The 22,831-nt window shown below is 72.2% G+C and carries 26 protein-coding genes; 13 read left to right on the top strand and 13 right to left on the bottom strand.

Annotated elements, in window-relative coordinates; all coding sequences use genetic code 11:
* Positions 1-49: 49 nt before the first annotated feature.
* A complete protein-coding gene (locus tag ACIRYZ_RS31110; protein ID WP_402950651.1) occupies positions 50-205 on the bottom strand; it encodes a hypothetical protein in 156 nt (51 codons plus the stop codon).
* Between the two features lie 163 nt (positions 206-368).
* Complete coding sequence (locus ACIRYZ_RS31105) at positions 369-542, bottom strand: CsbD family protein (protein WP_402950648.1); 174 nt, start codon at positions 540-542, stop codon at positions 369-371.
* A gap of 460 nt (positions 543-1,002) precedes the next feature.
* On the opposite strand from ACIRYZ_RS31105, the gene ACIRYZ_RS31100 reads away from it, so the two are divergent.
* From ACIRYZ_RS31100 to ACIRYZ_RS31085, 4 genes are all read left to right on the top strand, one after another.
* Positions 1,003-1,434 carry an STAS domain-containing protein gene (locus ACIRYZ_RS31100; protein ID WP_402950646.1) on the top strand — a complete coding sequence of 144 codons (432 nt, stop codon included), beginning with the start codon at positions 1,003-1,005 and terminating at the stop codon, positions 1,432-1,434.
* Positions 1,435-1,446: 12 nt separating this feature from the next.
* A complete protein-coding gene (locus ACIRYZ_RS31095) occupies positions 1,447-1,923 on the top strand; it encodes an ATP-binding protein (RefSeq protein WP_402950643.1) in 477 nt (158 codons plus the stop codon).
* Positions 1,924-2,024: 101 nt separating this feature from the next.
* Entirely contained in the window at positions 2,025-2,321 is a 297-nt protein-coding gene (locus ACIRYZ_RS31090) for a sigma-70 family RNA polymerase sigma factor (protein ID WP_402950640.1), read from the top strand.
* A gap of 180 nt (positions 2,322-2,501) precedes the next feature.
* On the top strand, positions 2,502-2,798 hold the full coding sequence (locus ACIRYZ_RS31085) for an STAS domain-containing protein (RefSeq protein ID WP_402950638.1): 297 nt from the start codon (positions 2,502-2,504) through the stop codon (positions 2,796-2,798).
* A gap of 156 nt (positions 2,799-2,954) precedes the next feature.
* On the opposite strand, the gene ACIRYZ_RS31080 is transcribed toward ACIRYZ_RS31085, so the two are convergent.
* Both ACIRYZ_RS31080 and ACIRYZ_RS31075 read right to left on the bottom strand, forming a co-directional pair.
* A complete protein-coding gene (locus tag ACIRYZ_RS31080) occupies positions 2,955-3,593 on the bottom strand; it encodes an endonuclease (RefSeq protein WP_402950636.1) in 639 nt (212 codons plus the stop codon).
* Positions 3,594-3,814: 221 nt separating this feature from the next.
* Entirely contained in the window at positions 3,815-4,069 is a 255-nt protein-coding gene (locus tag ACIRYZ_RS31075; protein WP_402950633.1) for a hypothetical protein, read from the bottom strand.
* Positions 4,070-4,358: 289 nt separating this feature from the next.
* Between ACIRYZ_RS31075 and ACIRYZ_RS31070 the strand changes: the two genes are divergently transcribed.
* Both ACIRYZ_RS31070 and ACIRYZ_RS31065 read left to right on the top strand, forming a co-directional pair.
* The gene (locus tag ACIRYZ_RS31070; RefSeq protein WP_402950632.1) at positions 4,359-4,796 is read left to right on the top strand and encodes a hypothetical protein; all 438 of its coding nucleotides are present in this window, start codon (positions 4,359-4,361) and stop codon (positions 4,794-4,796) included.
* A 136-nt stretch (positions 4,797-4,932) separates the two neighbouring features.
* On the top strand, positions 4,933-5,223 hold the full coding sequence (locus tag ACIRYZ_RS31065) for a helix-turn-helix transcriptional regulator (protein WP_402950629.1): 291 nt from the start codon (positions 4,933-4,935) through the stop codon (positions 5,221-5,223).
* Between the two features lie 162 nt (positions 5,224-5,385).
* Here the strand turns inward: ACIRYZ_RS31065 and ACIRYZ_RS31060 are convergent, their stop codons facing one another.
* Positions 5,386-6,288: a LysR substrate-binding domain-containing protein gene (locus tag ACIRYZ_RS31060; protein WP_402950626.1), complete on the bottom strand. Its 903-nt coding sequence runs from the start codon at positions 6,286-6,288 to the stop codon at positions 5,386-5,388.
* 134 nt (positions 6,289-6,422) lie between these two features.
* Here ACIRYZ_RS31060 and ACIRYZ_RS31055 point away from each other — a divergent pair, with 134 nt between their 5' ends.
* Entirely contained in the window at positions 6,423-7,154 is a 732-nt protein-coding gene (locus ACIRYZ_RS31055; RefSeq protein ID WP_402950623.1) for a flavodoxin family protein, read from the top strand.
* Between the two features lie 102 nt (positions 7,155-7,256).
* Here ACIRYZ_RS31055 and ACIRYZ_RS31050 read toward each other — a convergent pair whose 3' ends face one another.
* Together ACIRYZ_RS31050 and ACIRYZ_RS31045 are read right to left on the bottom strand one after the other, a co-directional pair.
* Positions 7,257-8,249, bottom strand: a complete 993-nt coding sequence (locus ACIRYZ_RS31050; RefSeq protein WP_402950620.1) for an NAD-dependent epimerase/dehydratase family protein — start codon at positions 8,247-8,249, stop codon at positions 7,257-7,259.
* Positions 8,250-8,348: 99 nt separating this feature from the next.
* Positions 8,349-8,714 carry a DUF488 domain-containing protein gene (locus ACIRYZ_RS31045; RefSeq protein ID WP_402950617.1) on the bottom strand — a complete coding sequence of 122 codons (366 nt, stop codon included), beginning with the start codon at positions 8,712-8,714 and terminating at the stop codon, positions 8,349-8,351.
* A gap of 248 nt (positions 8,715-8,962) precedes the next feature.
* Between ACIRYZ_RS31045 and ctaD the strand changes: the two genes are divergently transcribed.
* Both ctaD and ACIRYZ_RS31035 read left to right on the top strand, forming a co-directional pair.
* Positions 8,963-10,666, top strand: coding sequence for a cytochrome c oxidase subunit I (gene ctaD, locus ACIRYZ_RS31040; protein WP_402950614.1), 1,704 nt, complete (start codon positions 8,963-8,965; stop codon positions 10,664-10,666).
* The gene (locus ACIRYZ_RS31035; RefSeq protein ID WP_402950611.1) at positions 10,663-11,064 is read left to right on the top strand and encodes a cytochrome c oxidase subunit 4; all 402 of its coding nucleotides are present in this window, start codon (positions 10,663-10,665) and stop codon (positions 11,062-11,064) included. The genes ctaD and ACIRYZ_RS31035 overlap by 4 nt, the downstream gene beginning before the upstream one ends.
* Here the strand turns inward: ACIRYZ_RS31035 and ACIRYZ_RS31030 are convergent.
* Both ACIRYZ_RS31030 and ACIRYZ_RS31025 read right to left on the bottom strand, forming a co-directional pair.
* Entirely contained in the window at positions 11,024-12,649 is a 1,626-nt protein-coding gene (locus ACIRYZ_RS31030) for a cytochrome bc complex cytochrome b subunit (protein ID WP_402950765.1), read from the bottom strand. The two genes, ACIRYZ_RS31035 and ACIRYZ_RS31030, sit on opposite strands and share 41 nt — an antisense overlap.
* 418 nt (positions 12,650-13,067) lie before the next feature.
* Positions 13,068-13,505 (bottom strand): universal stress protein, encoded by a 438-nt coding sequence (locus tag ACIRYZ_RS31025; RefSeq protein WP_402950608.1) that lies wholly within the window; start codon positions 13,503-13,505, stop codon positions 13,068-13,070.
* Positions 13,506-13,672: 167 nt separating this feature from the next.
* On the opposite strand from ACIRYZ_RS31025, the gene ACIRYZ_RS31020 reads away from it, so the two are divergent.
* On the top strand, positions 13,673-13,939 hold the full coding sequence (locus ACIRYZ_RS31020) for a hypothetical protein (protein WP_402950605.1): 267 nt from the start codon (positions 13,673-13,675) through the stop codon (positions 13,937-13,939).
* A gap of 100 nt (positions 13,940-14,039) precedes the next feature.
* Here the strand turns inward: ACIRYZ_RS31020 and ACIRYZ_RS31015 are convergent, their stop codons facing one another.
* On the bottom strand, positions 14,040-14,756 hold the full coding sequence (locus ACIRYZ_RS31015; RefSeq protein WP_402950603.1) for a hypothetical protein: 717 nt from the start codon (positions 14,754-14,756) through the stop codon (positions 14,040-14,042).
* A 922-nt stretch (positions 14,757-15,678) separates the two neighbouring features.
* Between ACIRYZ_RS31015 and ACIRYZ_RS31010 the strand changes: the two genes are divergently transcribed.
* Entirely contained in the window at positions 15,679-16,584 is a 906-nt protein-coding gene (locus ACIRYZ_RS31010; protein WP_402950600.1) for a hypothetical protein, read from the top strand.
* A 163-nt stretch (positions 16,585-16,747) separates the two neighbouring features.
* On the opposite strand, the gene ACIRYZ_RS31005 is transcribed toward ACIRYZ_RS31010, so the two are convergent.
* Positions 16,748-17,197 carry an Lrp/AsnC family transcriptional regulator gene (locus tag ACIRYZ_RS31005; protein ID WP_402950598.1) on the bottom strand — a complete coding sequence of 150 codons (450 nt, stop codon included), beginning with the start codon at positions 17,195-17,197 and terminating at the stop codon, positions 16,748-16,750.
* Positions 17,198-17,378: 181 nt separating this feature from the next.
* Here ACIRYZ_RS31005 and aspA point away from each other — a divergent pair, with 181 nt between their 5' ends.
* Entirely contained in the window at positions 17,379-18,884 is a 1,506-nt protein-coding gene (gene aspA, locus ACIRYZ_RS31000; protein ID WP_402950596.1) for an aspartate ammonia-lyase, read from the top strand.
* A 97-nt stretch (positions 18,885-18,981) separates the two neighbouring features.
* Here the strand turns inward: aspA and ACIRYZ_RS30995 are convergent, their stop codons facing one another.
* Positions 18,982-19,701, bottom strand: a complete 720-nt coding sequence (locus ACIRYZ_RS30995; RefSeq protein WP_402950594.1) for a G1 family glutamic endopeptidase — start codon at positions 19,699-19,701, stop codon at positions 18,982-18,984.
* A gap of 382 nt (positions 19,702-20,083) precedes the next feature.
* On the opposite strand from ACIRYZ_RS30995, the gene ACIRYZ_RS30990 reads away from it, so the two are divergent.
* On the top strand, positions 20,084-20,917 hold the full coding sequence (locus ACIRYZ_RS30990; protein ID WP_402950591.1) for a DUF4389 domain-containing protein: 834 nt from the start codon (positions 20,084-20,086) through the stop codon (positions 20,915-20,917).
* An 87-nt stretch (positions 20,918-21,004) separates the two neighbouring features.
* Here the strand turns inward: ACIRYZ_RS30990 and ACIRYZ_RS30985 are convergent, their stop codons facing one another.
* Positions 21,005-21,859 carry a hypothetical protein gene (locus ACIRYZ_RS30985; RefSeq protein ID WP_402950589.1) on the bottom strand — a complete coding sequence of 285 codons (855 nt, stop codon included), beginning with the start codon at positions 21,857-21,859 and terminating at the stop codon, positions 21,005-21,007.
* Positions 21,860-22,831: the final 972 nt, after the last annotated feature.

The following is a 22,831-nucleotide window of genomic DNA, read 5'->3' as shown; positions in this document are numbered from 1 at the left end:
CGTTCGCCGGACGGCGGAGCCGATACCTCCGATGATCGGCCCGGAGGGCTCAGTCGGGCGGCTCGTGCGGCTCCGGTTCGCGGGCCGGCTCCGTCGCCTCCGGCTCCTCGCCGGGCTCCGAGCCCACCTGCGGTTCCAGCGCGTGGGCCGTCTCCATGGCGTCGTACTCGGGGACCGCCTGCGGCCCCCTGCCCTCCTCGGGCACAGGTGGCGGTCCGTCCTCGCCGGTCGTCCGGGACTCGGGAGCACCGGCGGGTCCTTCGGAACGGGCTCTCCCGGGTCGCTCATCATGTCCACCTCCTGGGGACGGGACGGGTGGTCAGGGCCCCAAGGGCGCCGTGACCACGCCGTCCTGCTCGGATGCCGGCTCAGCGCCTCCCGGCGTCCTTGACCTTCTCGGCGGCCTGCTTCAGGTCGCTCTTGACCTGCTTGCCCCGCCCCTCGGCCTCGACGACCCGGTCGCCCATGGCCTTTCCGGCGGCCTCCTTGGCCTTGCCGTGGGCCTTCTCCGCCGCGTTGCGCAGCTTCTCCTTGGTACCCATGACGTGCACTCCTCTCGTGACGGGGGCGGGTTTTGCTCCGCGCCGCGCCTGCCCAGGACCGGCGGTTCCACACCACATCCCGCGCACCGCAGGCTCACCGCCCCCGGGCGAGCGCCTTGGCAGTGGCGGCGCGAGCAGCACCGCCCCGTCGGTGGCCGGCCGGCCGTGGCGCTGAGTGGCCCACAGCTGGGCGCTGTGCTCGCGGGCCTCCTCGTCGAAGCGGCCGTGGGCGCCGTGGTCCCGGGTGGCGTCGCCCGATGTTCAGAGGTTGGTCCGGTCCTGCCACCTGGACGCAGGCGTGTGTAGCCGTGAGGGGACCGGGCAAACGCGTGGCATGGACGAGGAGTACGTGGCGAGCCCGGCCGCACCCGGGACGCCCCTTGAGCGCCCGGCCGTCCACGCCGCGCGGCATGATGGTCGGGACGGCACCTCGCCGTCCCGACCGGTCAGGGAGCACGCCATGCCACGGCCAGCCGATGAGCCCACCGGGGCCGAGGGGGAGCAGGGCAGCGGGGGTCTGCACGTCGCGGTGGGCCGCGACGGACCGGTGCGGATCGTCACCGTCGCCGGGGAGCTGGACCACGACTCGGCGGACGGGCTGCGTACGGCGCTCGCCGCCCCCGCGGACGACGGCACCGAGCGGATCGTGGTCGACCTCGCGGACCTGCGGTTCTGCGACTCGACCGGGCTCAACATCCTGCTGCGCGCCCGTCTGGAGGCCGAGGCCGCCGGGCTGCGCCTGGAACTCGCGGGCCTGCGTCCGATCGTGGCCCGGCTGTTCGAGGTCACCGGGGCCGACAGCGTGCTGCGGATCCATCGCGATCTCACGTCGGCGCTGAACCCGCCCGTCCGGTCGTCCGAGAAACCGGACGAGACCCCGGGATCGGCGTGAAGGGGGCCGGCCATGGACCGCGTCGGGCGAGGACCACGGGCGACCGCCGGGGAGGCCAGGCGGCTCGCGTTCGCCGGCAGCGACGGCGCGGTGCAGCGCAGCCGTGAGTTCAGCCGGGAGGCGCTGCGGTCCTGGCAGTGGCTGCCCGCCGTCGACGACGAGCAGCTGGCCGTCACCGAGGACGTCCTGCTGATGGTCTCGGAACTGGTCACCAACGCCTGCCTGCACGCCCCCGGGGGACCGCGCGAGCTGCGGCTGTTCTGGGACGGCGCCCGGCTGCGGGTGGAGGTCACGGACGCCAGCCCGGTGCCGCCGCGGCTGCGGCCGGCCGGGAATCCGGGGCGGCCGGGCGGGCACGGTCTGCGGGTGGTCGACCGGCTCTCCCGAGCCTGGGGCAGCGTGCCCGGGGGCGGCGGGAAGCTGGTCTGGCTGGAGGTGGAGTCCCCGCTCGACCAGCGCGCTGCCGACCGCTACCGACAGGTACGTTGACTGTCCGTCAGCTCTTTCCGGGGTGCCATCCGGGATGCCGTCACTGTCCGGGATGCGGTTCCGGCCGCGGTGCCGGATCGAGGTCCGGGAAGGGCTCGGGCGTGGGCGCTCTCCTTGATGCGCTCGTACTGGCGCTCCCGCCTGGGGCTGGATCCTCGGGGCGGGTCGACTTCCGCACCGCCGTCCGCCCGCTCCTCGCCCGACTGCCCGCGCGCGAACAGCGGCTCCTCAGGCTCCGCTTCTGGGAGGACCGCACCCAGTCCGACATCGCCGACCGGATCGGCGTCTCCCAGATGCACGTCTCCCGGCTGCTGAGCGCCACGCTGACCTGGCTTCGTGAGCAGTTGGAGGACCGCGACGCCCCCGGCTGGGCCGACGAACCGGAGGGAGTCGGCTGACCTTCCCCCACCGGGCGTTTCCGGCCTCCCGCAGCGGACAGCCGAGCTGCGGGGGTCCGTCCTGTGAAGGACGTGGAGGACGCGCAGGACGCGTAGGACGTGAAGGACGTGAAGGACGTCGCGAAGGAGGAGCGTCGTGGCACCGGAACCCCGTGACGGGCTCGTCACCCGGAGCAGGCCGTGCGCCGAGGCATCCTGCTCACTCTCCTCGGGGAGCTCGACCACGACTCGGCCGACGACCTGCGGAGCGCGCTCGACGACGCGCTGCGACCGCCCGGCACCGTGCTGGTGATCGACTGCGCCGGGCTCGGCTTCTGCGACGCCAGCGGCCTCAACACCCTGATCCGGGCCCGGGCCCGCGCGGCCGCGCAGGGCAGCCGCATCGACCTGGCCCGCCCCCGGCCGCTGGTCCGGTGGATGCTCCAACGGACCGGCACCACCCAACTGTTCACCATCCGCGACACCCTGCCGGCCTGACCGGAAGAACGCGGCCAGGACGACCGTCGGAGCGGCTTGCCGGGCCGGGCCCGGTGAACCTCGGAGGCCTCCGGCAGGCGGTGCAGTTCCTCCCGGCCCGGGGCGAGTCCCACCTCGGCGAGGTCGAGCAGGCCCGGCGCCGCCGAGGGCGCGCGATCACGCGGCCCGGAGCTCCTCCAGCGCGCCCTTCGACAGGCTGACCCGGACCAGCGCGGCGGCCAGCCGGGCGTGGTCCGCCGACGGGACGAGCCGGCCGAGGCCGTCCGGCGTGTGCGGCAGCCCGAGGTCCTTCGCCGTCGCGCACGCCCGGTCGTCGAAGTACGGGCGCAGCCGGGGCCACACGGCCTGGACCTCCCGGCAGAAGATGTCCGCGCCGACCGGTCCGATCCGCGGGACCTCCCGCAGCAGCTCGCGCAGGGCACCCGGGTCGTCGTCGGCCTCGTCCCGCATCCGGCGCAGGTCGCCGTGCCAGCGGTCGAGCACCAGTCGTGCCCCCTCGCCGAGCGCGGTCGCGGTGCTCTCGTCGTACCGGACGTAGTGGGCCCGGCCCAGCGCGTCCACCCGGTCCTGCCAGCCGGAGTCGGCCATCGCCCGCGGGGTCCGGAAACCGGCGGCGGACAGCTCCCGGGCCGCCGTGGTGGCGGTTCCGGCGCTGATGCGGATCGAGCAGAGCATGGTGAGGACCAGCAGCCGGTACAGCGGTGAGGGCTTGTCGCGCAGCGTGATGCCGGCCTCCTCGGCGTACGTCCGGCCGTGCTCGGCGAGCAGCCTGGACGTGATCGCGTCGACCGTCATGGTGCTCACCCCTTCTACGCCCGGGCGAGCAGCGCCCGGTGGACGCCGCGGTGGCGCATCGCCGGCCACCGGAGCCCGGCGGCGCGCCGCCTCAGGTCGGCCCCGTCCGGGTCCGGCATCGGCGACGGCCACCGGCCCCACCGCCGCGGGGTGTGTCGCGTGGGGGAAATGACGGACGGTGTCGGCCGGTGAGCCGTACCGCCGGGTGCTCCGCCGGCTCGTCACCGGCCGGCTGCGGTGAGCGCCTCCCTGACGTTGACCAGGCACGGGTCGCAGTACCGGTCCGGCAGCGCCGGGCCGGTACCGCCATCCGATGGAACGACCCGCTGCGAGGGTTCGAGGACCCGCCCGCACAGCGAGGCCGTCGCGTCGTCCTTCGCCACCACGTGCCACACCAGTCCGGGCGGTGACACTGCCGGGTCCTGCTCGGCCCACATCTCGTACATGGTGACCTCCGGGTCTCGGGGCTCGGTCACCCCATGCAACCCCGGGACACCATGGCGGGCCACCGGGGCGGACCCGGTGGGATGGTTGTGCCGGTGCCGACTGGGACCACGCGCGGGTCGGCCGGGAGCGGCCCGGCCGCAGCACCCGAGGAGGCCCGGACGAGCGTGGTCAAGGAGGTCCGCGAGGTCCTGGGCGTGGTCGACCGGCGGGTGAAGGGCGACCTGAAGCGGTTCAAGGGGTTCATCGAGCAGCGCGGCCGCGTGGCGGGCGGCCGGCACCGGTCGGGTTGGTCCGGCCCGGGCGGGGTAGGCGCGCGGTATGGAGGACTTCGGACCCCCGGCGGGCGGCCCGTCCGCCGACGACGCGGAAGCGTTCGACCTGTGCGACCACTGCGGCCGGATCATCGCCGGTCCGGACGTGCTCAGCGCGCTGGTGCCGGACTCCTCGGCGCTCCACCCCACCGCATCGGAGCTGGACGGCAAACGGGTGCTGCTGGCCTGTTCGGTGGACCACCTGGCCCTCCTGGTCGAGCACTACCGCCACCGCCCCTTCGTCCCGGAGGAACAGTGGGCCGGAAAGGTCTGCCGGGCGCTCGCCGACTACGAGGGACCCGTCCCGCTCAGCGTGGTGGCCCGGCTGAGCGGACTGTCCGAGCGTCAGGCGGAGCAGGGCGTGGAGTGGCACAATGCCCGCGCCCGCGAGTGGCAGGCGCGCTACGGCCACCGGTCGGTCGCCGATCGCGATGACGACGAGTGACGACGACGAGTGACGACATCCGGTCCGGCTCGCGTGCGCACCCTCGGCGATCCACCTGCCTCGATGGGTGAAGCGCGCGTCGCGTCCCCGTTTTCGTGCTACCGCGAGGACGAAAACCCGGTCGTAGGCTGAGACCATGACCGACCGGCCGGAGGGTCTGGGGTGGACCTTCCTCACCAACCACGCCCGTGTCCTGGTGCAGATCGCGCGGGACCCCGGCATCAGAGTGCGCGACATCGCCGCCAGCTGCCTGCTCACCGAACGCGCCGTGCAGCGAATCATCGTCGACCTCGAACAGGCCGGCTACCTCACCCATGAGCGCCAGGGGCGCGTCAACCACTACCACGTGATCGGCGGCAAGCAACTGCGCCACCCGGCCGACGCCGGCCCGACCCTCGCGGAGCTGCTGGCCGTGCTGCTGCGGTGACGGCAGGCGGTGGGCCGGCAGCAGGCCGCTCATGGGTGCCCCCGCCCAGGATGATCACGAGTCCGGCGTGTGCCCGCTTCGGCCCGGTCCACATGTGGCCTGCGGCGTCGCCGTGCGCGTCTCCGGAGGAGGTCGTCCGACGCGGTCACGCCCGCGCACCGCTCAGCGACCGGTGGCGGGCGCCTCCGCCGAGGCCAGCAGCAGGTCGCGCAGCGCCGTGGCGGTGTCCGACGGTTCGGCGGGGGTGAGGATGACCTGGTCGGCGGTGGTCGACGGACCGGTGAGGGGGATGACGCGCAGGCCGGGTGGCTGGTGGTCGAGCGCGGATTCGACGGTGATGCCGATGCCCGTTCCGGCGGCGACGTGAGCGGCGATGGCGTGCACGCTGTCGGCGGTTCTGATGATGCGCAGGTCGGCTCCGCCGATCCGGAAGGCGGACAGGAGGCGGTCGCAGAGACCGCTGTTGATCTGGTGCGGCCAGGTGAGCAGGTCGGTGGTGGACAGTTCGGCGGCTCTCAACTCGCTGTGCCCGGAGAGCGGGTGGGCCGCGGGCACGAGCGCCACGAACCGCTCGGTGGACAGCACCCGCGCGCGTACGCCGGTGATGCCGTCGGTCGCCCAGCCGATGCCCAGGTCGATCGTCTCCGCGCGCAGGGCGGTGAGTTGGGCCGTGGTCGGCATGGCCTCCGGCACGATCGTCACGTTGGGGAAGCGGTCGCGCAGTTGCGGCAGGCAGCGCAACAGCAGCTGGTGGCCGGTGTATTCGGCGTGGGCGACGACGAGGGTGGTGGGGTTCCGGTCGCCGGCGGCCAGAGCGCGTCCGCGCTGCTGGAAGCGGCGCAGCTGGGTCAGGGTGGCGTGGGCGTCGGGCAGCAGTGCCGCACCGAGGTCGGTGAGTGACACCCGGCGGCTGGTGCGGTGGAACAGCCGCCCGCCCAGGGTTTTCTCCAGTCGTCGGACGGCGTCGCTGACGGTGGGTTGCCCCCGGTGCAGGCGCGCGGCGGCGCGGCCGAAGTGGAGCTCTTCCGCGACGGCGACGAACGCTTCCAGTTCCATCCTGTCCATGGGGCCAGGCTAGCGCGATCGATCGGTGTGACCGATCGCTGGGTGCCGGAGTTCGGCGTTGATGCCGTGTCGTGCGCAGGGTGTGATGGGTGGGCAGGCAGGGATCTCCCCATGATCGGAAGTAGTGAAGCGACATGGCAGTCAACGGCGTTGACCGTGAGCACGATGAGCCGACGGTCACGGTGACGGTGGTCTACCACTCGGTGCACGGACACACCAGGGTCCTGGCCGAGCACCTCGCCGACGGGGCGCGGCTGGTGCCGGGCGCGCAGGTGCATCTCGTCGAGATCCGGCCCGAGGACGTCACCGCGGGCCGGTGGCACGATGCGGAGGTGCTGGCGCTGCTGGAGCGCTCGGACGCGATCGTCCTCGGCTGCCCGACACTGATGGGCAGCGTGTCGGCGGTGTTCAAGGCGTTCATGGAGGCGGCGTTCACGCCGTTCATCACGCAGGCCTGGAAGGACAAGCTGGCCGGCGGCTTCACCATGTCCGCTTCGCAGAGCGGCGACAAGCTGGCCGTCCTGGAGCAACTGGCGGTCTTCGCCGCACAGTTGGGCATGCAGTGGATCGGCGTGGGCGACATGCCGGGCAACAACTGGAGCGGTGGCACCCGCGACGATGTGAACCGGCTGGGCTCGTGGCTGGGCCTGATGAGTCAGAGCCACGCCGACCACGGTCCGGAGCAGGCCGGATCGCGCGGCGACCTGATCACCGCGCAGCGGTACGGCGAGCGGATCGCCCGGCTGACCCAGCGGTGGGTCAACGCCCTGCCGTACGACACTCCCCGGATGACCGAACACGAGGCCCGCGCCCTGTCCGCCTCCCTCAGGGAGACGGACGACGCACCGGCGGCGCTCCACGCCTGACCGGCGCCCGATCTCGCGGCTCGATCCGGCCCCGGCCGGTCACACTCCCCACGTCACCCACCCGGCCGAGTACGTGCGGAGCGTGACCGCCTTCATTGAGGCTCACACCGGACGATGCGCCTTCCCGAGCCGTTCGTGCCAGGCGGCGAGCAGGTCGGCCTCCTGGTCCGGCGTCAGCGTCTGCGGCAGCGGGTCGAACGGTGCGATGTCCCGGGCGGTCTCGGTCACCGGGCGCAGCACGAGCCCGGTGGCGAGGGCGGCGGCGGGGTCGGCGGTGCTGGTGGCCCGCACCAGCGGGTTGGTGGTCCACAGTGGCAGCGCGCCGTCCGGGACGTCGGCCGCCCGCAGGAAGTCGTCGTCCACCCAGGTGAGGGTGGTCCCGGCCGGGGCGACCGCCGAGGCGACGGCGTCCAGCAGCCCGCCCATGGTGAAGGGCGGGGGAGTCGCGGCGTGGTAGGCGCCGGAGGCACCCCGTTCCAGCAGGGCGAGCATCCAGGCGGCGAGGTCGCGGGCGTCGACGACCTGGACGGGTGCGTCGGGCCGGCCCGGGGCCAGGACCTCGCCGCCCTGGGCGAGGCGTTGCACCCAGTAGTCGAAACGACGGGTGTAGTCCTGGGGGCCGATCACGTAGGTCGGGCGCACCAGCAGGACGTCCGGGCCGAAGGCCTCGCGCGCCGCCCGCTCGCACTGGACCTTGAGCGGGCCGTAGCTGGCGGGGGTGACCGCGTCGGCCTCCGGGCCGTCGGCGGGCAGCAGCGGGGTGTCCTCGGTGAACGCCGGGGCGTCGGGGGTGTCGTACACGGCCATGGAGGAGACCAGCAGGTAGCGTCCGGCGGCGCCCGGGTCGAGCGCGGCGGCCAGCTTGCGGATCTGGCGGGGGAAGTACGCGCTGACGTCCACGGTGGCGTCCCAGCCGAGGCCGTGCAGGAGGGACAGGTCGGCGTCGCGGTCGGCGATCAGGTGCGTGGCGTCGGGCAGCAGGTGGGCGCCGGACCTGCCCCGGTGGAGCACGGTGACCTCGTGCCCGGCGGCGAGCGCCGCCTGAGCGAAGTGGAGTCCGACGAACCTGGTGCCGCCCATGATCAGTATGCGCATCGGGCCATCGTGCCAGTTCCGGTGCGCCCGGACCACGGGGTCGGCCGAAGCACGGGGTCGGCCGAAGCGCCGGCACGTCGCCGAGGCGGCAGGCCCCGCTCAGCGCTTGCGCTTCGCCAGCCACTCGGCGAGCACGGCCGCCTGGCTGTGGTCCACGTCCTTGGTGGCGGTCAGGAGGGTGAGCGCGTCGTGGGCGGCGAGGTCGCGCAGATGGTCGGCGGCCTCGTGGTGTTCGGCGTCGCGCAGCTCCGCGAGGTAGCGGCGGCGGAACTCGGCGAAGCGGTCCGGGGCGTGGCCGTACCAACGGCGCAGCTCGGTCGACGGGGCGACGTCGCGCAGCCACTCGTCGAGGTGCGCGTCCTCCTTCTTCATCCCGCGCGGCCAGACGCGGTCGACGAGGACCCGCTGCCCGTCCTGGGGCGAGGACTCCTCGTAGATCCGCCGGTAGGCGATCCGTGCGGCCATGGCGGGTTCCTCCCGGCTCTGCCCGGTGGTGCGTCGGAGGCGACGGGCGCTCCACACCAGCGTGCGCCCGGACCGGGAGGATCCGCACTCGGACGGCGGACCGGGGGCAACCGCGACCGTGATCACGCAGCGTGGCGTCCCGGCTCACCGGTCCGCCGACGCTAGGGTCGCTCCCGGCGCGCGAAGCCGCGTACTCCGTGGCGGACGACGGGCCGGGGGTGCGTCATCGGCTCCGCTGCGGAGGTTCCATGAGTGCGTCTGACACCGCGCCGTCGCGCGCAGAGGTCCGCGTCCGGCGTGGCAGCACGCTGCTGCGCTGGTTGTTCACCACCGACCACAAGGTGATCGGGAACCTCTACCTGGCGACCGCCTTCGGGTTCTTCCTGGTCGGCGGCGTGATGGCGCTGCTGATGCGGACTCAGCTGATGGGCCCGGACACCGGGTTCCTGTCGAATCAGCAGTACAACCAGATGTTCACCATGCACGGCACGATCATGCTGCTGCTGTTCGCCACCCCGACCTTCGCCGGCTTCGCCAACGCGATCATGCCGCTGCAGATCGGTGCGCCCGACGTGGCCTTCCCCCGGCTGAACGCCTTCACCTACTGGGCCTTCCTGCTGGGCGGGCTGATCGTGCTGAGCGGCTTCCTCACCGCCACCGGGGCGCCCGCCTTCGGCTGGTTCGCCTACGCGCCGCTGAACGGGGCGGAGCACTCGCCGGGGACAGGCCCGGACCTGTGGGCGCTCGGCCTGGTGGTGGCCGGCCTCGGCACGATCCTGGGCTCGGTCAACTTCATCACCACCATCACCTGCCTGCGGGCGCCGGGCATGACCCTGTTCCGGATGCCGATCTTCACCTGGAACGTGCTGTTCACGTCGATCATGGTGCTGCTGGCCTTCCCCGTGCTCACCGCCGCCCTCCTGCTGCTGGAGGCGGACCGCAAGTTCGGCGCGCACGTCTTCGACCCGGCGAACGGCGGGGCGCTGCTGTGGCAGCACCTGTTCTGGTTCTTCGGCCACCCGGAGGTGTACATCGTCGCGGTGCCGTTCTTCGGCATCGTCAGCGAGATCATCCCGGTCTTCAGCCGCAAGCCGCTGTTCGGCTACTACGGGATGATCGGTGCGACCATCGCCATCACCTCCCTGTCGATGTCGGTGTGGGCCCACCACATGTTCGTCACCGGTCAGGTGCTGCTGCCGTTCTTCTCGATGATGTCCTTCCTCATCGCGGTGCCCACCGGGGTGAAGTTCTTCAACTGGATCGGGACGATGTGGCAGGGCTCGCTGTCCTTCGAGACCCCGATGCTGTGGTCGATCGGGTTCCTGGTGACCTTCCTGTTCGGCGGCCTGAGCGGGGTGCTGCTGGCCGCGCCGCCGATCGACTTCCACGTCTCCGACAGCTACTTCGTGGTGGCCCACCTCCACTACGTCCTGTTCGGGACGGTCGTGTTCGCGACCTTCGCGGGCTTCTACTTCTGGTGGCCGAAGCTGACCGGGAAGATGCTCCACGAGCGGCTGGGGAAGGTGCACTTCTGGATCCTGTTCACGGGGTTCCAGACCACCTTCCTGGTGATGCACTGGCTCGGCGCCCAGGGGATGCCGCGCCGCTACGCGACGTACCTGGACGCGGACGGCTTCACCACCCTCAACGTGGTCGCCTCGATCGGCGCGTTCCTGCTCGGGGTCTCCAACCTGCCGTTCTTCTACAACGTCTGGACGACCACCCGGCACGGCACCCGGATCACCCAGGACGACCCGTGGGGCTGGGGCCGGTCACTCGAATGGGCCACCTCCAGTCCGCCGCCGGACCACAACTTCCACGCGCTGCCCCGGATCCGCTCCGAGTCCCCGGCGTTCGACCTGCACCACCCGGAGGTGCCGACGGAGGCGCAGTCGAGCGGCGGAGCCGACCTGCCGTACGGCCGCCGGGACGGACGGGGGAACGGGCGATGAAGGCCGAGGGGTGGCTGTTCGCCGTCATGACGACGTTCTTCGCGGTGACCGGACTCATCTACGGGTTCTGGGCCCGTGAGCCGGCCGGCAAGGCGATCCTGGCGGTGGCGTTCCTGATGTCGGGGCTGGTCGCGCTGTTCTGGTTCGTCCAGTACCAGCGGAGCGGCGGCGGCCGGGCCCAGGACCGCAAGGACGCCGAGATCGCGGAGACCGCCGGCCCGCTGGGCTTCTTCCCGGCCCGCAGCGGCTACCCCGTGCTCGCGGCGGCGGGCCTGGCCGTCTTCGCGATCGGCCTGGTGTTCGCCCGGTGGCTGATCGTCTGCGGCGCGGTGGTGCTCGCACTCGCCGTCTTCGGCTTCATCTTCCAGTACCGCGACCACGGCGACGGCGGGGCCTGACCCTCCGCAGCAGCCGGCCCAGCGGGCCGGTTCGAGGGGCGGCGGGCGGTTCCGGGGGCCGGGGGTGGGCCGGCGCGGTGAGGACGGCCTCGACCCGGCCCTCCTCCTGCTCCGGGACGGGCAGGGCGACCCGGTCGCCGTAGTACCAGGAACCGAGCGCGGCCCGCACCCGCTCCGTTCGCGGCGCCCCAACCGGGGCACTCGGCGGCAGCGGCGCGTCGCGCACCACCATCGCGTAGCGCTCGGCCGCCGGCACCGGGCGGCGGCTCCCGCTGAACCCGCCGTAGACCGACTGGTCGATCCGGCCGGTCGCGTCGCCCTCCAGCAGCCGGGTGCGGTCCCGGGCCTGCAGGCCGAGGCAGAGCCGCCGGGTGAGCACGAAGGCGAGCGGCGGCAGCAGGACCAGCGCCGCCCGCAGCACCCAGGTGAGGGCGTTGACCGACAGGCCGAAGGCGTACGCGATCACGTCGTTGCCGCCGGCGATCAGCAGCACCGTGTAGAAGACGACCCCGGCGACCCCCAGCGCGGTGCGGGTCTGCTTGTCGCGCGGCCGGTCGCACAGGTGGTGCTCCCCGTCGCCCGGGGTCAGCCACCGCTCGACGAACGGGTAGGCGTACAGCACCCCGAACAGCAGGCCGGGCACCACCAGCGCGGGAAGGAACGCGCTCCACGACACCGTGTGCCCCAGCACCCCGGTCTCCGCGGCCGGCATCAGCCGCAGGGCCCCCTCGATGAACCCGATGTACCAGTCGGGTTGCGCGCCCGCTCCGGCGATGTCGGGCCGGTAGGCGCTGTACCGCCAGATCGGGTTGATCTCCGCGACCAGGGCGGACAGCGCCAGGACACCGGCGACGGTGAACGCCAGGCCGGTCGTGCGGGCCAGGAACTGCGGGAAGAACGGCAGCCCCACCACGTTCCGGTTGGTCCGGCCCGGCGCCGCCCACTGGGTGTGCTTCAGCACGACCACCAGGGTCAGGTGCGCCCCGATCAGCGCCAGCAGCAGGCCGGGCACCAGGAGGATGTGCACGGTGAACAGCCGCGGGATGATCGCGTGCCCGGGGAACTGGCCACCGAAGGCGAAGAAGCTGAGGTACGTGCCGACGATCGGCACGGACAGCAGGACGCCCTCGGTGATCCGCAGACCGGTCCCCGACAGGGTGTCGTCCGGCAGCGAGTAGCCGGAGAACCCCTCCAGCAGCGCGAGGTTGAACAGCGTCACCCCGATCACCCAGTTCAGTTCGCGGGGCCGGCGGAACGCGCCGGTGAAGAACACCCGCAGCAGGTGCGCGCAGATCGAGGCGACGAACAGCAGCGCGGCCCAGTGGTGGATCTGGCGGACCAGCAGGCCGCCGCGCACCTCGAAGCTGATGCGCAGCGTCGAGGCGTAGGCCTCGGACATCCGCACCCCGCGCAGCGGCAGGTAGGAGCCCTGGTAGTCGATCTCGCCCATGCCCGGGTTGAAGAAGAAGGTGAGGAAGACCCCGGTCAGCAGCAGGACGACGAAGCTGTACAGCGCCAGCTCGCTCAGCAGGAACGACCAGTGGTCCGGGAACACCTTGCGCAGCAGCTCCTTGCCCGCCTCCATCAGCGGGAGCCGCCGGTCGACGGCCCGTGCGGCGCGCTCACCGGCCGACGGTTCCGGTGTGCTCGTCCGCACCCACGCACTGCGGTCCGGCACGCGGTCCACAGGCCTGTCGTCACCCTGGTTGCCGTCCATATCGGGCAACCTAGTGCGAAACGCCCGCTGTGCACGGGCAGGCCGACGCGATCCTCCCTCCGTGTGAGGGGCGGAGCACCCCATCGGAGCAACGCCTGCGGGCGTGCTGTGCGGCCCACCGGGTCGCCCGCGGTCAGCGGCCCCGCCGGGATCGGACGGTGGCCGTCCGGCGCGTGGCAGTGCGGATCAACAGCCGTTCCGCGGAGGGGACATGGCCTGCATCTGTTCTGCCGTCACGGGGTGACATTGCCCGGGCCGGTCGGAGCGGTCCGGTCCGTCCGGCGTGTCACTGCGCGCGGACGATGACCACCGGGCAGCCGGCGTGCTGCGCGCAGCGCGTGCTCACCGAGCCGAGCAGGGCCCGGGTGAACCCGCCGTGGCCGTGGCTGCCCACCACCAGCACCTCGGCGCCCTGCGACGCGTCCAGCAGGACGTCGGAGGGGTCGCCCATCACCATCGACCGTCGAACCCGAGCCGGCTGGTCGTCGCCGAGCACGGTGCGGAGCTGGTCGGCGAACCGTCGTTCGGCCACCTCCCGGTCGAAGGTGACATCGACCACGGGCGCCGACCAGCCGAAGTGGCTCGGCGGCTCCCACGCGCCCACGGCCTCCACGACCCCGCCGATCTGCGTGGCGTACCGGACCGCCCAGCGCAGCGCGGCGTGCGACGACGGCGAGCCGTCCACGCCGACCACGACGCGGGGAGCGGAGTCGTTCGCGTCCATCCGTCTGCACCGTCCTGTCGGTCGTCACCCCTCCTCTCACGGTGCGGGCCGCTCGGCGCCACCGCGAGTACGGCCCGGCACCCGGGTGACACCGCCGGGCGGTCCCGGCTGCCCACGGAAGGCCCACCCGGCGTGTGGACCGGGCCGGACCGTCCGATCCTCGACTCATGGCATCGATCATCGTTCTGTTCGAGCTGCAGCAGGACGAGGCCCTCGGCCCCGACGGCGTGGAGCCGGTGGTGCTCGCGGTGCACGCCGCGGGCGCCGACCCGGACGCCCCCGAGGACCCGTTGCCGCGCACGCTGTGCGGGCTGGACACCGACGTGATGGAGCACTCCCACTACCGGCCCATGCGTCCCGGCGACCCCTGGTACCCGGCCCCGCTCGCGGACCGGCGCTGCCGCGCCTGCGAGGCGGTGCTCCGGGCGGCATGAGCCGGACAGCCTCCGACTCCGGGGGGATCCACGGGCCCGAGGCGGGCGAAGGCTGCGACGTGCTCGCGGACGGCGGCGCGGGCGCTCGGTTCCGGGTGGTTCACTCGTGCGCGCTGATCTCGCCGCCGGCGGTGAGCACGATGTAGACGCCGTTGGCGACGGCGCCGATGTCGTGCTGGTTGGCCTCCAGCGTGCCGTCCACCTCGTTCTCGTTGCCGAGGATCTGCGCGCGGTAGTCGAGCTCGCCGGTCTTGGTGACCTTGGCCGTCCAGCCGCCGGGGAGTTTGAAGGTGCCCGGTCCCTGGTGCCCGCCACCCATCCAGGAGTGGACCGTGCCGTCCATCGAGAGCACGACGAACATGTCGTTGGCGTCGAGCCCGGCGTCGGTTCCGTTCGTCTCCAGCGTGGCGAGGACCTGCCCGCGGTTCATGATCTTGGCGACGTAGTGCAGGTTCCCGAGGTCCTGGATCTCGGCAGTGCTGCCGTCCGGCAGGGGCTGGCTGCGGGTCGCGGACGCCGGCTTGCCCGGGGCCGCGGGTGTGGTGGTGCGATGCGCGCTGGGTGTGGCGGCGGGTGTGGCGGCGGGTGTGGTGGTGTGGCGTGCGGTGGGCGTGGCGGTCGGGGCGGTGGTGTCCTGCGCGTCGGGTGTGCCGGCGGGCGCGCTGGTGGCCGTGGGCGCGGTGGACGGTGCGGCGGTGCCGGGCGCGTCAGGTGTGGAGCCGCAGGCCGTTGCGGTGGATACCAGCAGAGCGGCTGTCAGGACGGTGCCGGCCAGCGTTCGGACAGTGGTCGCGCGGCGGGTCGTCGAGAGGGACATGCAGGTTCTCCTGAACGAAGTGCGGGTGAGGGCGCGCCCGTTGACTGTTCGGCCTGGAACGGGGACCGGCGGGCAGCCGGGTGCGGCGTGCACAATCGAAACTAGTACGAACGGTCGACGGAATTGAGCGTTCCGTGTCACCGGACTGCAACACCCCCGGGCAGTGGGTAGCCCACCGGGCTTCTGTCGGTGTGTCAGCAGATCAAGCCCAAGCGACCCGCGTCCGATGGACCGCGGACGATCGCATGCCCGTCCGTCGTGGTGCGTTCGTCCACGGCCGCGCATCCGGTTCGTCGATCCCGTGCCGGACCCGGTCGACGGAGCAACCCCGCCCCGGACCTCGGCCGTTCCGTGTACGAGGTGAACCGCCGCTCAGCCGGGGAGGCGGCGTGAGCACGCCAGTGGCGACATTCCGCCCGGTCAAGCCTCGGTCATGGCATGGACACCGCCCTTGTTCGCCGGTGCACGCTTGGCCACCTTTCTGGCGCTGACGCCGTGAAGGCTCAGCGCACCCCCTTGGCATGTCCGGAACATCCCATCAAGTTCACCGGTACCGAGGACGCCTCGCTGCAGACCAGCTTCGTGATCGACGACACCGCCCTCAACGCCTCCTGACCCTCATCGCACACCCCTGTGGGGCCGCAGCCGCGCGCTGCGGCCCCACAGGCGCGCCGTGTCCGTCCGCGGTTCCGTCGTTCTCTCGCCATGTCACCTCGCGGCGCCCGCATCGCGGGTCGGACGGAATTCCTCAACCGCGAATGAATGCTACTGACGCGCAATCATTTTTCTCATGAAAATCACTGTGCCGACTCGCCGGCCGTTGAATAACAATTCGCTCTCGGGGGCTTTCCGAATTCCCCCACCGGGTCCTACGCTGCGGCGCGTGTCAATATTCCGAAGGCTCCGCGCTTCCGGTCCGCGAGTGCGGACGGAGCTCGATGACGTCCAGCTCGGCCGCGTGCGGCGACAATTGAATTCCGTCGGGCGGCTGGGGCCGGACGACATCCAGGTCGACCAGGTCGAGCGGCTGCTTCAGGAGGCCGGCACCGACTGGGACCGCCGCGGGCACCGCTTCGCTGTGCTCGCCGAGGCCGCCGCGCCGTCGACGTTCGCCCGCTCCTGGCGTCTGCGCCGCCCGCGCAGCGCGGACCCGATGGTGTTCGACGCGTGGGTCCAGCTGGTCCGCGGCCGCCAGGCCGGGGGCATGGCGGACGCCCGGGCGGCCGCCGAGTGTTGCTACCGCGCCGCCGACGCCGTTCCCGCCGATCCTGCGCCCTGGGTGGTACTGCTCGGGATCCTGCGCCTGATGCGGGCCGAGTCGCGTGAGCTGTTCGCCGTCTGGGCCGAGGTGACCGAGCGCGACCCCTGGAACCGCGAGGCCTACCTGCAGATGCTGCGCTACCTGTCGCCGGAGGAGTGCGGCTCGCGCAGCAGCCAGCTGGACTTCGTGGACACGCTCCGCGCGTCCGCGCCGTCGGCCGCGCCGGTCGTGGGCGTGGAGCTGACCGCTCTGGTCGACGAGTACGCCCGCACGACGGCGAAGGGCGGCGTCGAGGCGCTGATGGCCCGCCGCCAGTGGACGCAGATCCGGGCCGCCGGCGCGCTGGACGCCGCACTGGCCACCTGGCCCCGCGAGGGCCGCCTGCGCCACGCGGCGGCCCTGGCCGACCTCAACCTGCTCGCCTACGCCGCGGTCCAGGCCGGCCGCGTGCGCGAGGCCGGTGACACCTTCCGCATGATCGGCGACACCGTCACCGCCTGGCCGTGGTCGTTCGACGGCGACCCGCTCCAGAAGTTCGCGTACTGGCAGGCCAAGGCCCTGACCTGAGGTGCACCTGAAGGCCGTCGAACGCACCGTCGTTCGACGGCCTCACCCCGGTCGGCCGGCAGCGCTCGCCCGGCCCGGGGCCCGGTGACAGTGTCGTCGGCGAGCCTGCGCCGCTCGGCGACCTGAGGGTGTGGCTGGTGTGGCTCAGGTCTGAGGGTGTGGCTCAACGGTCGACCGGCAGGCCGCGCGGCTGCTTGATCGGCTTCATGATGATCTGCGAGTTGACGGCGGTGGCCCCGGTGAGCGTGGTGAGCCGGTCGGTCCAGAGCTTCTCGTAGGCCGCGAGGTCGGCGACCGCGACGCGCAGCAGGCAGCCGGGGCTGCCCATCAGCCGGTAGGCCTCGACGACGTCCGGGATCTCCAACAGCTCGGCCTCGAAGGCCGCGACCGAGCGGGTATCGCGTTCGACCGAGACGAGCACCTCGAAGCCGCGGCCGATCGCGTCCGGGTTGACGATCGCGCGGTAGCCCTCGATCACCCCGTCCTGTTCGAGCTGCCGCACGCGTCGCATGCACGGGGACGACGTGAGGCCGACGCGCTGGGCGAGCTCCTGGATGGTCAGCCGGCCGTCGATCTGGAGCTCGCGCAAGATTGCCCTGTCGATCTGGTCCATGGCGCGATTATCCACCACATCTGATCGGGAACGGGCCTGAAGTGGCAAACCGATTGCGGACGATTCGGCCTAATCTTGCGTCCGCAGCGGCCGCGCGGCCCTCGGTCGGCGCTCCGCACGGCGGTCCGCGCCCGACAGCCGCCGTGGCCACCGATCCCCCAATCCCAGGAACGGAACCCCCATGTCCCCTGCCCTCAGCAGCCCCACCGCGCCCGCCGGCACCGATATCGGCGTCGATGCCGATGCCGGGCCCGATGTTCGTACCGAACACGACCTGCTGGGCGAACGGAACGTTCCGGCCTCCGCCTACTACGGGATCCACACGCTGCGGGCGGTGGAGAACTTCCCCGTCACCGGCACCCCCGTCGCCGCCTACCCGTCGCTGGTGACCGCGCTGGCCTGCGTCAAGCAGGCCGCCACGCTGGCCAACCGTGACCTGGCCCTGCTGGAGGGCCGCAAGGCCGAGGCGATCGCGCAGGCCTGCGAGGAGATCCGCGGCGGGCGCTGGCACGACCAGTTCGTCGTCGACGTGATCCAGGGCGGCGCGGGCACCTCGACCAACATGAACGCCAACGAGGTCGTGGCCAACCGCGCGCTGGAGATCCTCGGCCACGCCAAGGGCGAGTACCGGTTCCTGCACCCGCTGGAGGACGTCAACTCCGGCCAGAGCACCAACGACGTCTACCCGACCGCGGTCAAGATCGCCTTGCACTTCGCCGCCCGCGAACTGCTGGACACCATGGCCGAGTTGCGTGATGCCTTCGCCGCCAAGGCGGAGGAGTTCGCGGACGTCCTCAAGATGGGCCGCACCCAGCTCCAGGACGCCGTACCCATGACGCTCGGTCAGGAGTTCGCCGCCTTCGCGGTCATGCTGGAGGAGGACCGCGGCCGACTGGCCGAGGCCTGCGAGCTGATCCGTGAGATCAACCTGGGCGGCACCGCCATCGGTACCGGCCTCAACGCCCACCCCGCCTACGCGGCCACCGCCTGTGCCCACCTCGGCGCCATCACGGGCATCCCCGTGGTCGTCGCCGGAGACCTGGTCGAGGCGACCCAGGACGCCGGCGCGTTCGTCCAGCTGTCCGGCGTGCTCAAGCGGATCGCCGTGAAGCTTTCCAAGACCTGCAACGACCTGCGGCTGCTCTCCTCCGGCCCGCGTACCGGCCTCGGTGAGATCAACCTCCCCGCAGTACAGGCGGGTTCGAGCATCATGCCGGGGAAGGTCAACCCGGTGATCCCCGAGGTGGTCAACCAGATCGCGTTCGAGGTGATCGGCAACGACCTGACCGTCACCTTCGCTGCCGAGGCCGGCCAGCTCCAGCTCAACGCCTTCGAACCGGTCATCGCGCACAGCCTGCTGAAGAGCCTCTCCCACCTGCGGGCCGGCTGCCGGATCCTTGCCGAGCGCTGCGTGGCCGGCATCACCGCCAACCGCGACCACCTCGCCCACCTGGTCGGGCACTCGATCGGCCTGGTCACCGCGCTCAACCCGCACATCGGCTACGAGAACGCCACCGCCATCGCCCAGGAGGCACTGACCACCGGCGCCTCCGTCCACGACCTGGTACTGCGCCGGGGCCTGCTCACCGAGGCGCAGCTCGGCGAGATCCTCCACCCCGACAACCTCGCCCGCCCGCACGCCCGCGCCGCCGCCCAGGACCGGACCCGACCGGCCGTCGGGGCCTGAGAGAGCGGGGTGATCGTGCCGGGCTGAAACGGTACGCCGCCGGCCCGCCGCCGGAAGGCGGCGGGCCGTTGAGGTGAGGTCAGGGTCGCTGGGGCGGTTACTCCTGCAGGAACGTTTCGGTGAAGCTGGTGCCGCCGGAGCCGAGCGCGCTGGTGCTGGCCTCGTAGACGCCGTTGGAGCTGGGGTCGAGTGCGACCGGGCCGGAGGATCCGAGGGACTTGCCGTTGACGGTGGCTGAAGTGAAGTTCAGCGTACCGAAGTTGGGGTAGGACCCGGTCGGCGACTCGATGATGACTTCGGCGCTGGTTCGTTGCGCGGAGAGGGACTTGGTCGTGCTGTACGTCCAGCCCTGCGAGGAGTCGGTCAGCTTGAGGGTGTACCTGCTGCTTCCGGCGTAGGTCACCGAGGCGGTGATGTGGTCGCCGGCCGACACCGGGTACGAGGTGAGGCTCAGGTAGACGGGGCTCGCCGGGTACATCTCGTACCAGGCCTGGTTCACGGGGCTGCCACTGGAGCAGTCGGTCGCCACCCCGGTCTGCTCCACGGTGGAGGAGCCGTACCCGTCGATGCCGACCCAGGGGGCGTAGAGGTCGTTGGTGGAGTTGCAGGTCGCGTCCGGCTCGGTCCAGGACGCCGACACCGAGCTGAAGCCGCTGCCCGTGGCGGCGTAGCCGCCCCAGTTGTAGCCGTTGGTGTTGTACTGCAAGGGGCGGAACGAGAGTCCCTGTGCGGCCGCCGCAGTGGTCGGCGCGGCGGGGACGGCGAGCGTCGCGGCTGCTGCCGAGAGGGTGGCGACGCGTATCAGGAATCTGCGCATGCTGGCTCCTTCGTGAGGGGACGAACAGGAGGCTCGCAACCCAACCCAGGCCGTGGGGGCGGCCGTTGAGGGGTGGCAGTACAGGATGGCCGACTGTCATGAGCGGGGCAAGGGGGGTGGTGGAAAGGTTGGTGAAGGCATTGCCGTGCCAGGTGGGATGCTTGACGATGCGTCCGCGTGCTCACCCGGCTGTCGGCACGGGAACCGGGGATGATCTCGGCCACCTTCGACGCACGGGTGGCAGTCCCCGTCGTCGGCCCGAACCGGTTGACCCGTCCGGCGCAGCGTGGCGCGCGGGACGGGCGGGGTGCTGCGATCTTCGGAGGGCACCCGGCGGCGCCCGACCGCCGGGTCCCGTCGTCCCGAGACCGTGGAGGCCCGGATGTGGCAGGCACCCCCCGCCCCCGTCAGCCGTGAGTGGCTCCCGGTGCTGGACATGCCGGCACCAGGCCCGCAGAACCGCTGGACGGTGCTGCTGCGCGCCCTGCTGTTGATCCCCCAGTTCGTCGTGGTGTGGGTGCTGTCGGTGGTGGCGTTCTTCGTCACCGTCATCGGCTGGTTCGGCGCGCTGGTGCTCGGCCGGCTGCCCGGCTTCGTGGCGGACTACCTGACCGCGTTCCTCCCGTACGACACCCGCGTCGCCGCGTACCTGATGCTCACCGTGGACCGCTACCCGCCGTTCCGGTTCAGCGCGCCCGAGTACCCGGTGCAGGTCGGGCTGCGCCCGGGTGCGCTGAACCGGCTCGCCGTCCTGTTCCGCATCGTCCTCGTCATCCCGGCCTCGGTCGTGCAGGGCCTGGTGAACGCGGGGTGGTGGACGGTGTCGTTCATCAGCTGGCTCGTGGTGCTGGTCCTCGGCCGGATGCCGCAGCCGCTGTACGAGGCGACGACCGCGATCCTGCGTTACCGGATGCGCTACACCGCCTACCTGGTGATGCTCTCCTCCGCCTACCCCAAGCGCCTGTTCGGGGAGGAGCCGGGCAGCGAGCCGGACAGCCCGGTGTCGGCCACCCGCCCGCTCGTCCTGAGCGGCGCCGGGCGCGGCCTGCTCGTCGTCTTCATCCTCCTCGGCCTGTTCTCCTGGGTGACGAGCTCGATCACCGCCTCGGTGAACTCGGGCGACGACAACGACGACGGCACCAACCCGACCCAGCAGGTCATCGCGCCCCTCGTGCCGGGCTTCGCCGACCGCGCGCCTCGGAGTCCTGCCCCCTAGCCCTGCGGCCGGACCCGGCCACCGCCACCTCCGAGCGGGTGCGGCCAGGGCGCCTCACAGCCGTCTCCGGGTCCCGCCGTCGGTGGCTCACCCGGACATAGTGGTCAGCAAGGGATGGGAGGTGGCCAGGAGCAGCAGGCCGAGCAATGCCGTGGAGAAGGGCACGATGCGGCGCGGGCTGATCGCGGTGAACGCGAGGTGGGTGGGGACGGCCAGGAGGACGGTGGCGGTGGCGGGGATCAGTCCGAGGGCGCCGAGGCCGAGGGTGACTTCGACGCCGGCGGTCGCGACGGCCGCGGCTCGGCAGGCGGTGCGGAACGCCGGGGCGGGGAGGAGGACGGTGAGGCGGTGCGGGTGGGGGACCGGGAGAAAGTCGCGATTGCCGGCGGCGGCTTGCCAGGCGTTGTAGACGATGTTGTCCACGAGGACGCCGCCGCTCATGAAGTGGGGTGAGCGGATCTTGCGGATGCCCGCGACGAGGTACATCTGTGTGGCGAAGAACGAGGCGATGACCCCGGTGAGCGCGGTGGGTGGGCTCCCGAGGGCGATGACGGTGGCCTGGTTCAGGGCGATCACGGCCAGCAGGACGAGTAGGCAGATGCTGGTGTAGCGGGGGGATCCGTCCCCCAGGATCCACACGCAGGCCAGGCCGCAGCACAGCAGCGCGGCGGCGGCCGTCCAGCGGGATGCCGGCAGGAAGGCCGTCGGCAGGAGTGCGGCGGCCGTGGCCGACTTGGCGATCGCGCGGCGGCGTTGGGCGGACAGGGCATCGGGGCCGGCCCAGCCCCGGCCGAGGTGGTAGATGCCGGCGCGCGGGTAGCTGCGGTGGATGGCCCGGTCGTCGAGCAGCGCCATCCCGCCTTCCCAGGCGAGGGCGAGGGCGAGGCAGGAGACGGCGGCCGGGAACGCCACCGATGCCGCCAGCGTGTGCGCGACGGTCATTCTCCACCGGTGGCAGGTCGACGGGCCATTGCCCGTCTCCGGTGCGTTCGGCGGCTCGTGCCGCGCTGGCCCGGGCGCGCGCACCGACGGCGCGCGACTCGGCCGCCAACCGTTCCAGCAGATCGGCGGAGGGTGCGTCCCGGCGGGTGAGGCGCTGTGCCCGGTGGGCGGCGGCGTGGTAGCCGGGGTAGCGGATCTCGGCGTCAGAGGGCAGCTCGGTTCGGGGGAGTACGCGGGACAGGGCTGTGCGTACCAGCCGGACGACGGCGAGTTCGTCCCGCCGGGCGGCGCGCGCGTCGGGTGTGACCTGCACGTGGTCCACCTCTCGTCACGGTGATGCGACACGCGTACGGGGCCGGACCGCGGCCCGACCCCGCAGCCGGGGCGCCTTGCGACACCCGGTGTCCGGACAGGCGTCCGGACCTACCTGGGGACGTCGACCATCAGGGCGAACTCGGGGAGGTCTTCCTCCTCCACGGGCTCCAGGTCCTCGGTCTCGACTTCGGTGGTGTCTCGGATGTCTTCCATGACTCCTCCTGGTGATCCCGGTGGACGTCTCCGCACGGAACGCGCGGAGCCGTTGCGCCCGATAGGTTCAACTGTGTGCGAAGCGAGTTGGCTGCGCCACTCGGTGTCCAGGTCGAGAACTGCTGCCTGATGACCAGCCTGGTCACGCAGCGTGAACTTCCGCGGCGGTTCAGGGCTGTGATCGGGCAAGGCCCGCTCGACACAGGAGCTGTCCGGCGGCGGTCCTTCGACCGAGCTGAGCGGAGCCGTCAGTCGATGGTGCGTCGGTGAGCCGGCATGGAGCCGGGATTGATCCGAGTGGACGCCGCCGCAGATGGTCGGACGCCGCGAAGCGCCTGTCGCCCGAGCCGCGTCCGGCTGGCGGCTTCGGTCCGCGGAGGGACGATGAAGTGAACCGGCGCCGTTGCCGTCGCTGCGGGCCGGTGCGCGTCGGCGGGAGGAGGT

The organism is Kitasatospora sp. NPDC101155, assembly GCF_044768305.1.
Classification (GTDB): Bacteria; Actinomycetota; Actinomycetes; order Streptomycetales; family Streptomycetaceae; genus Kitasatospora.
Note: the sequence above shows the minus strand (reverse complement) of the source record. Positions and strands in the feature narration are given on the sequence as shown.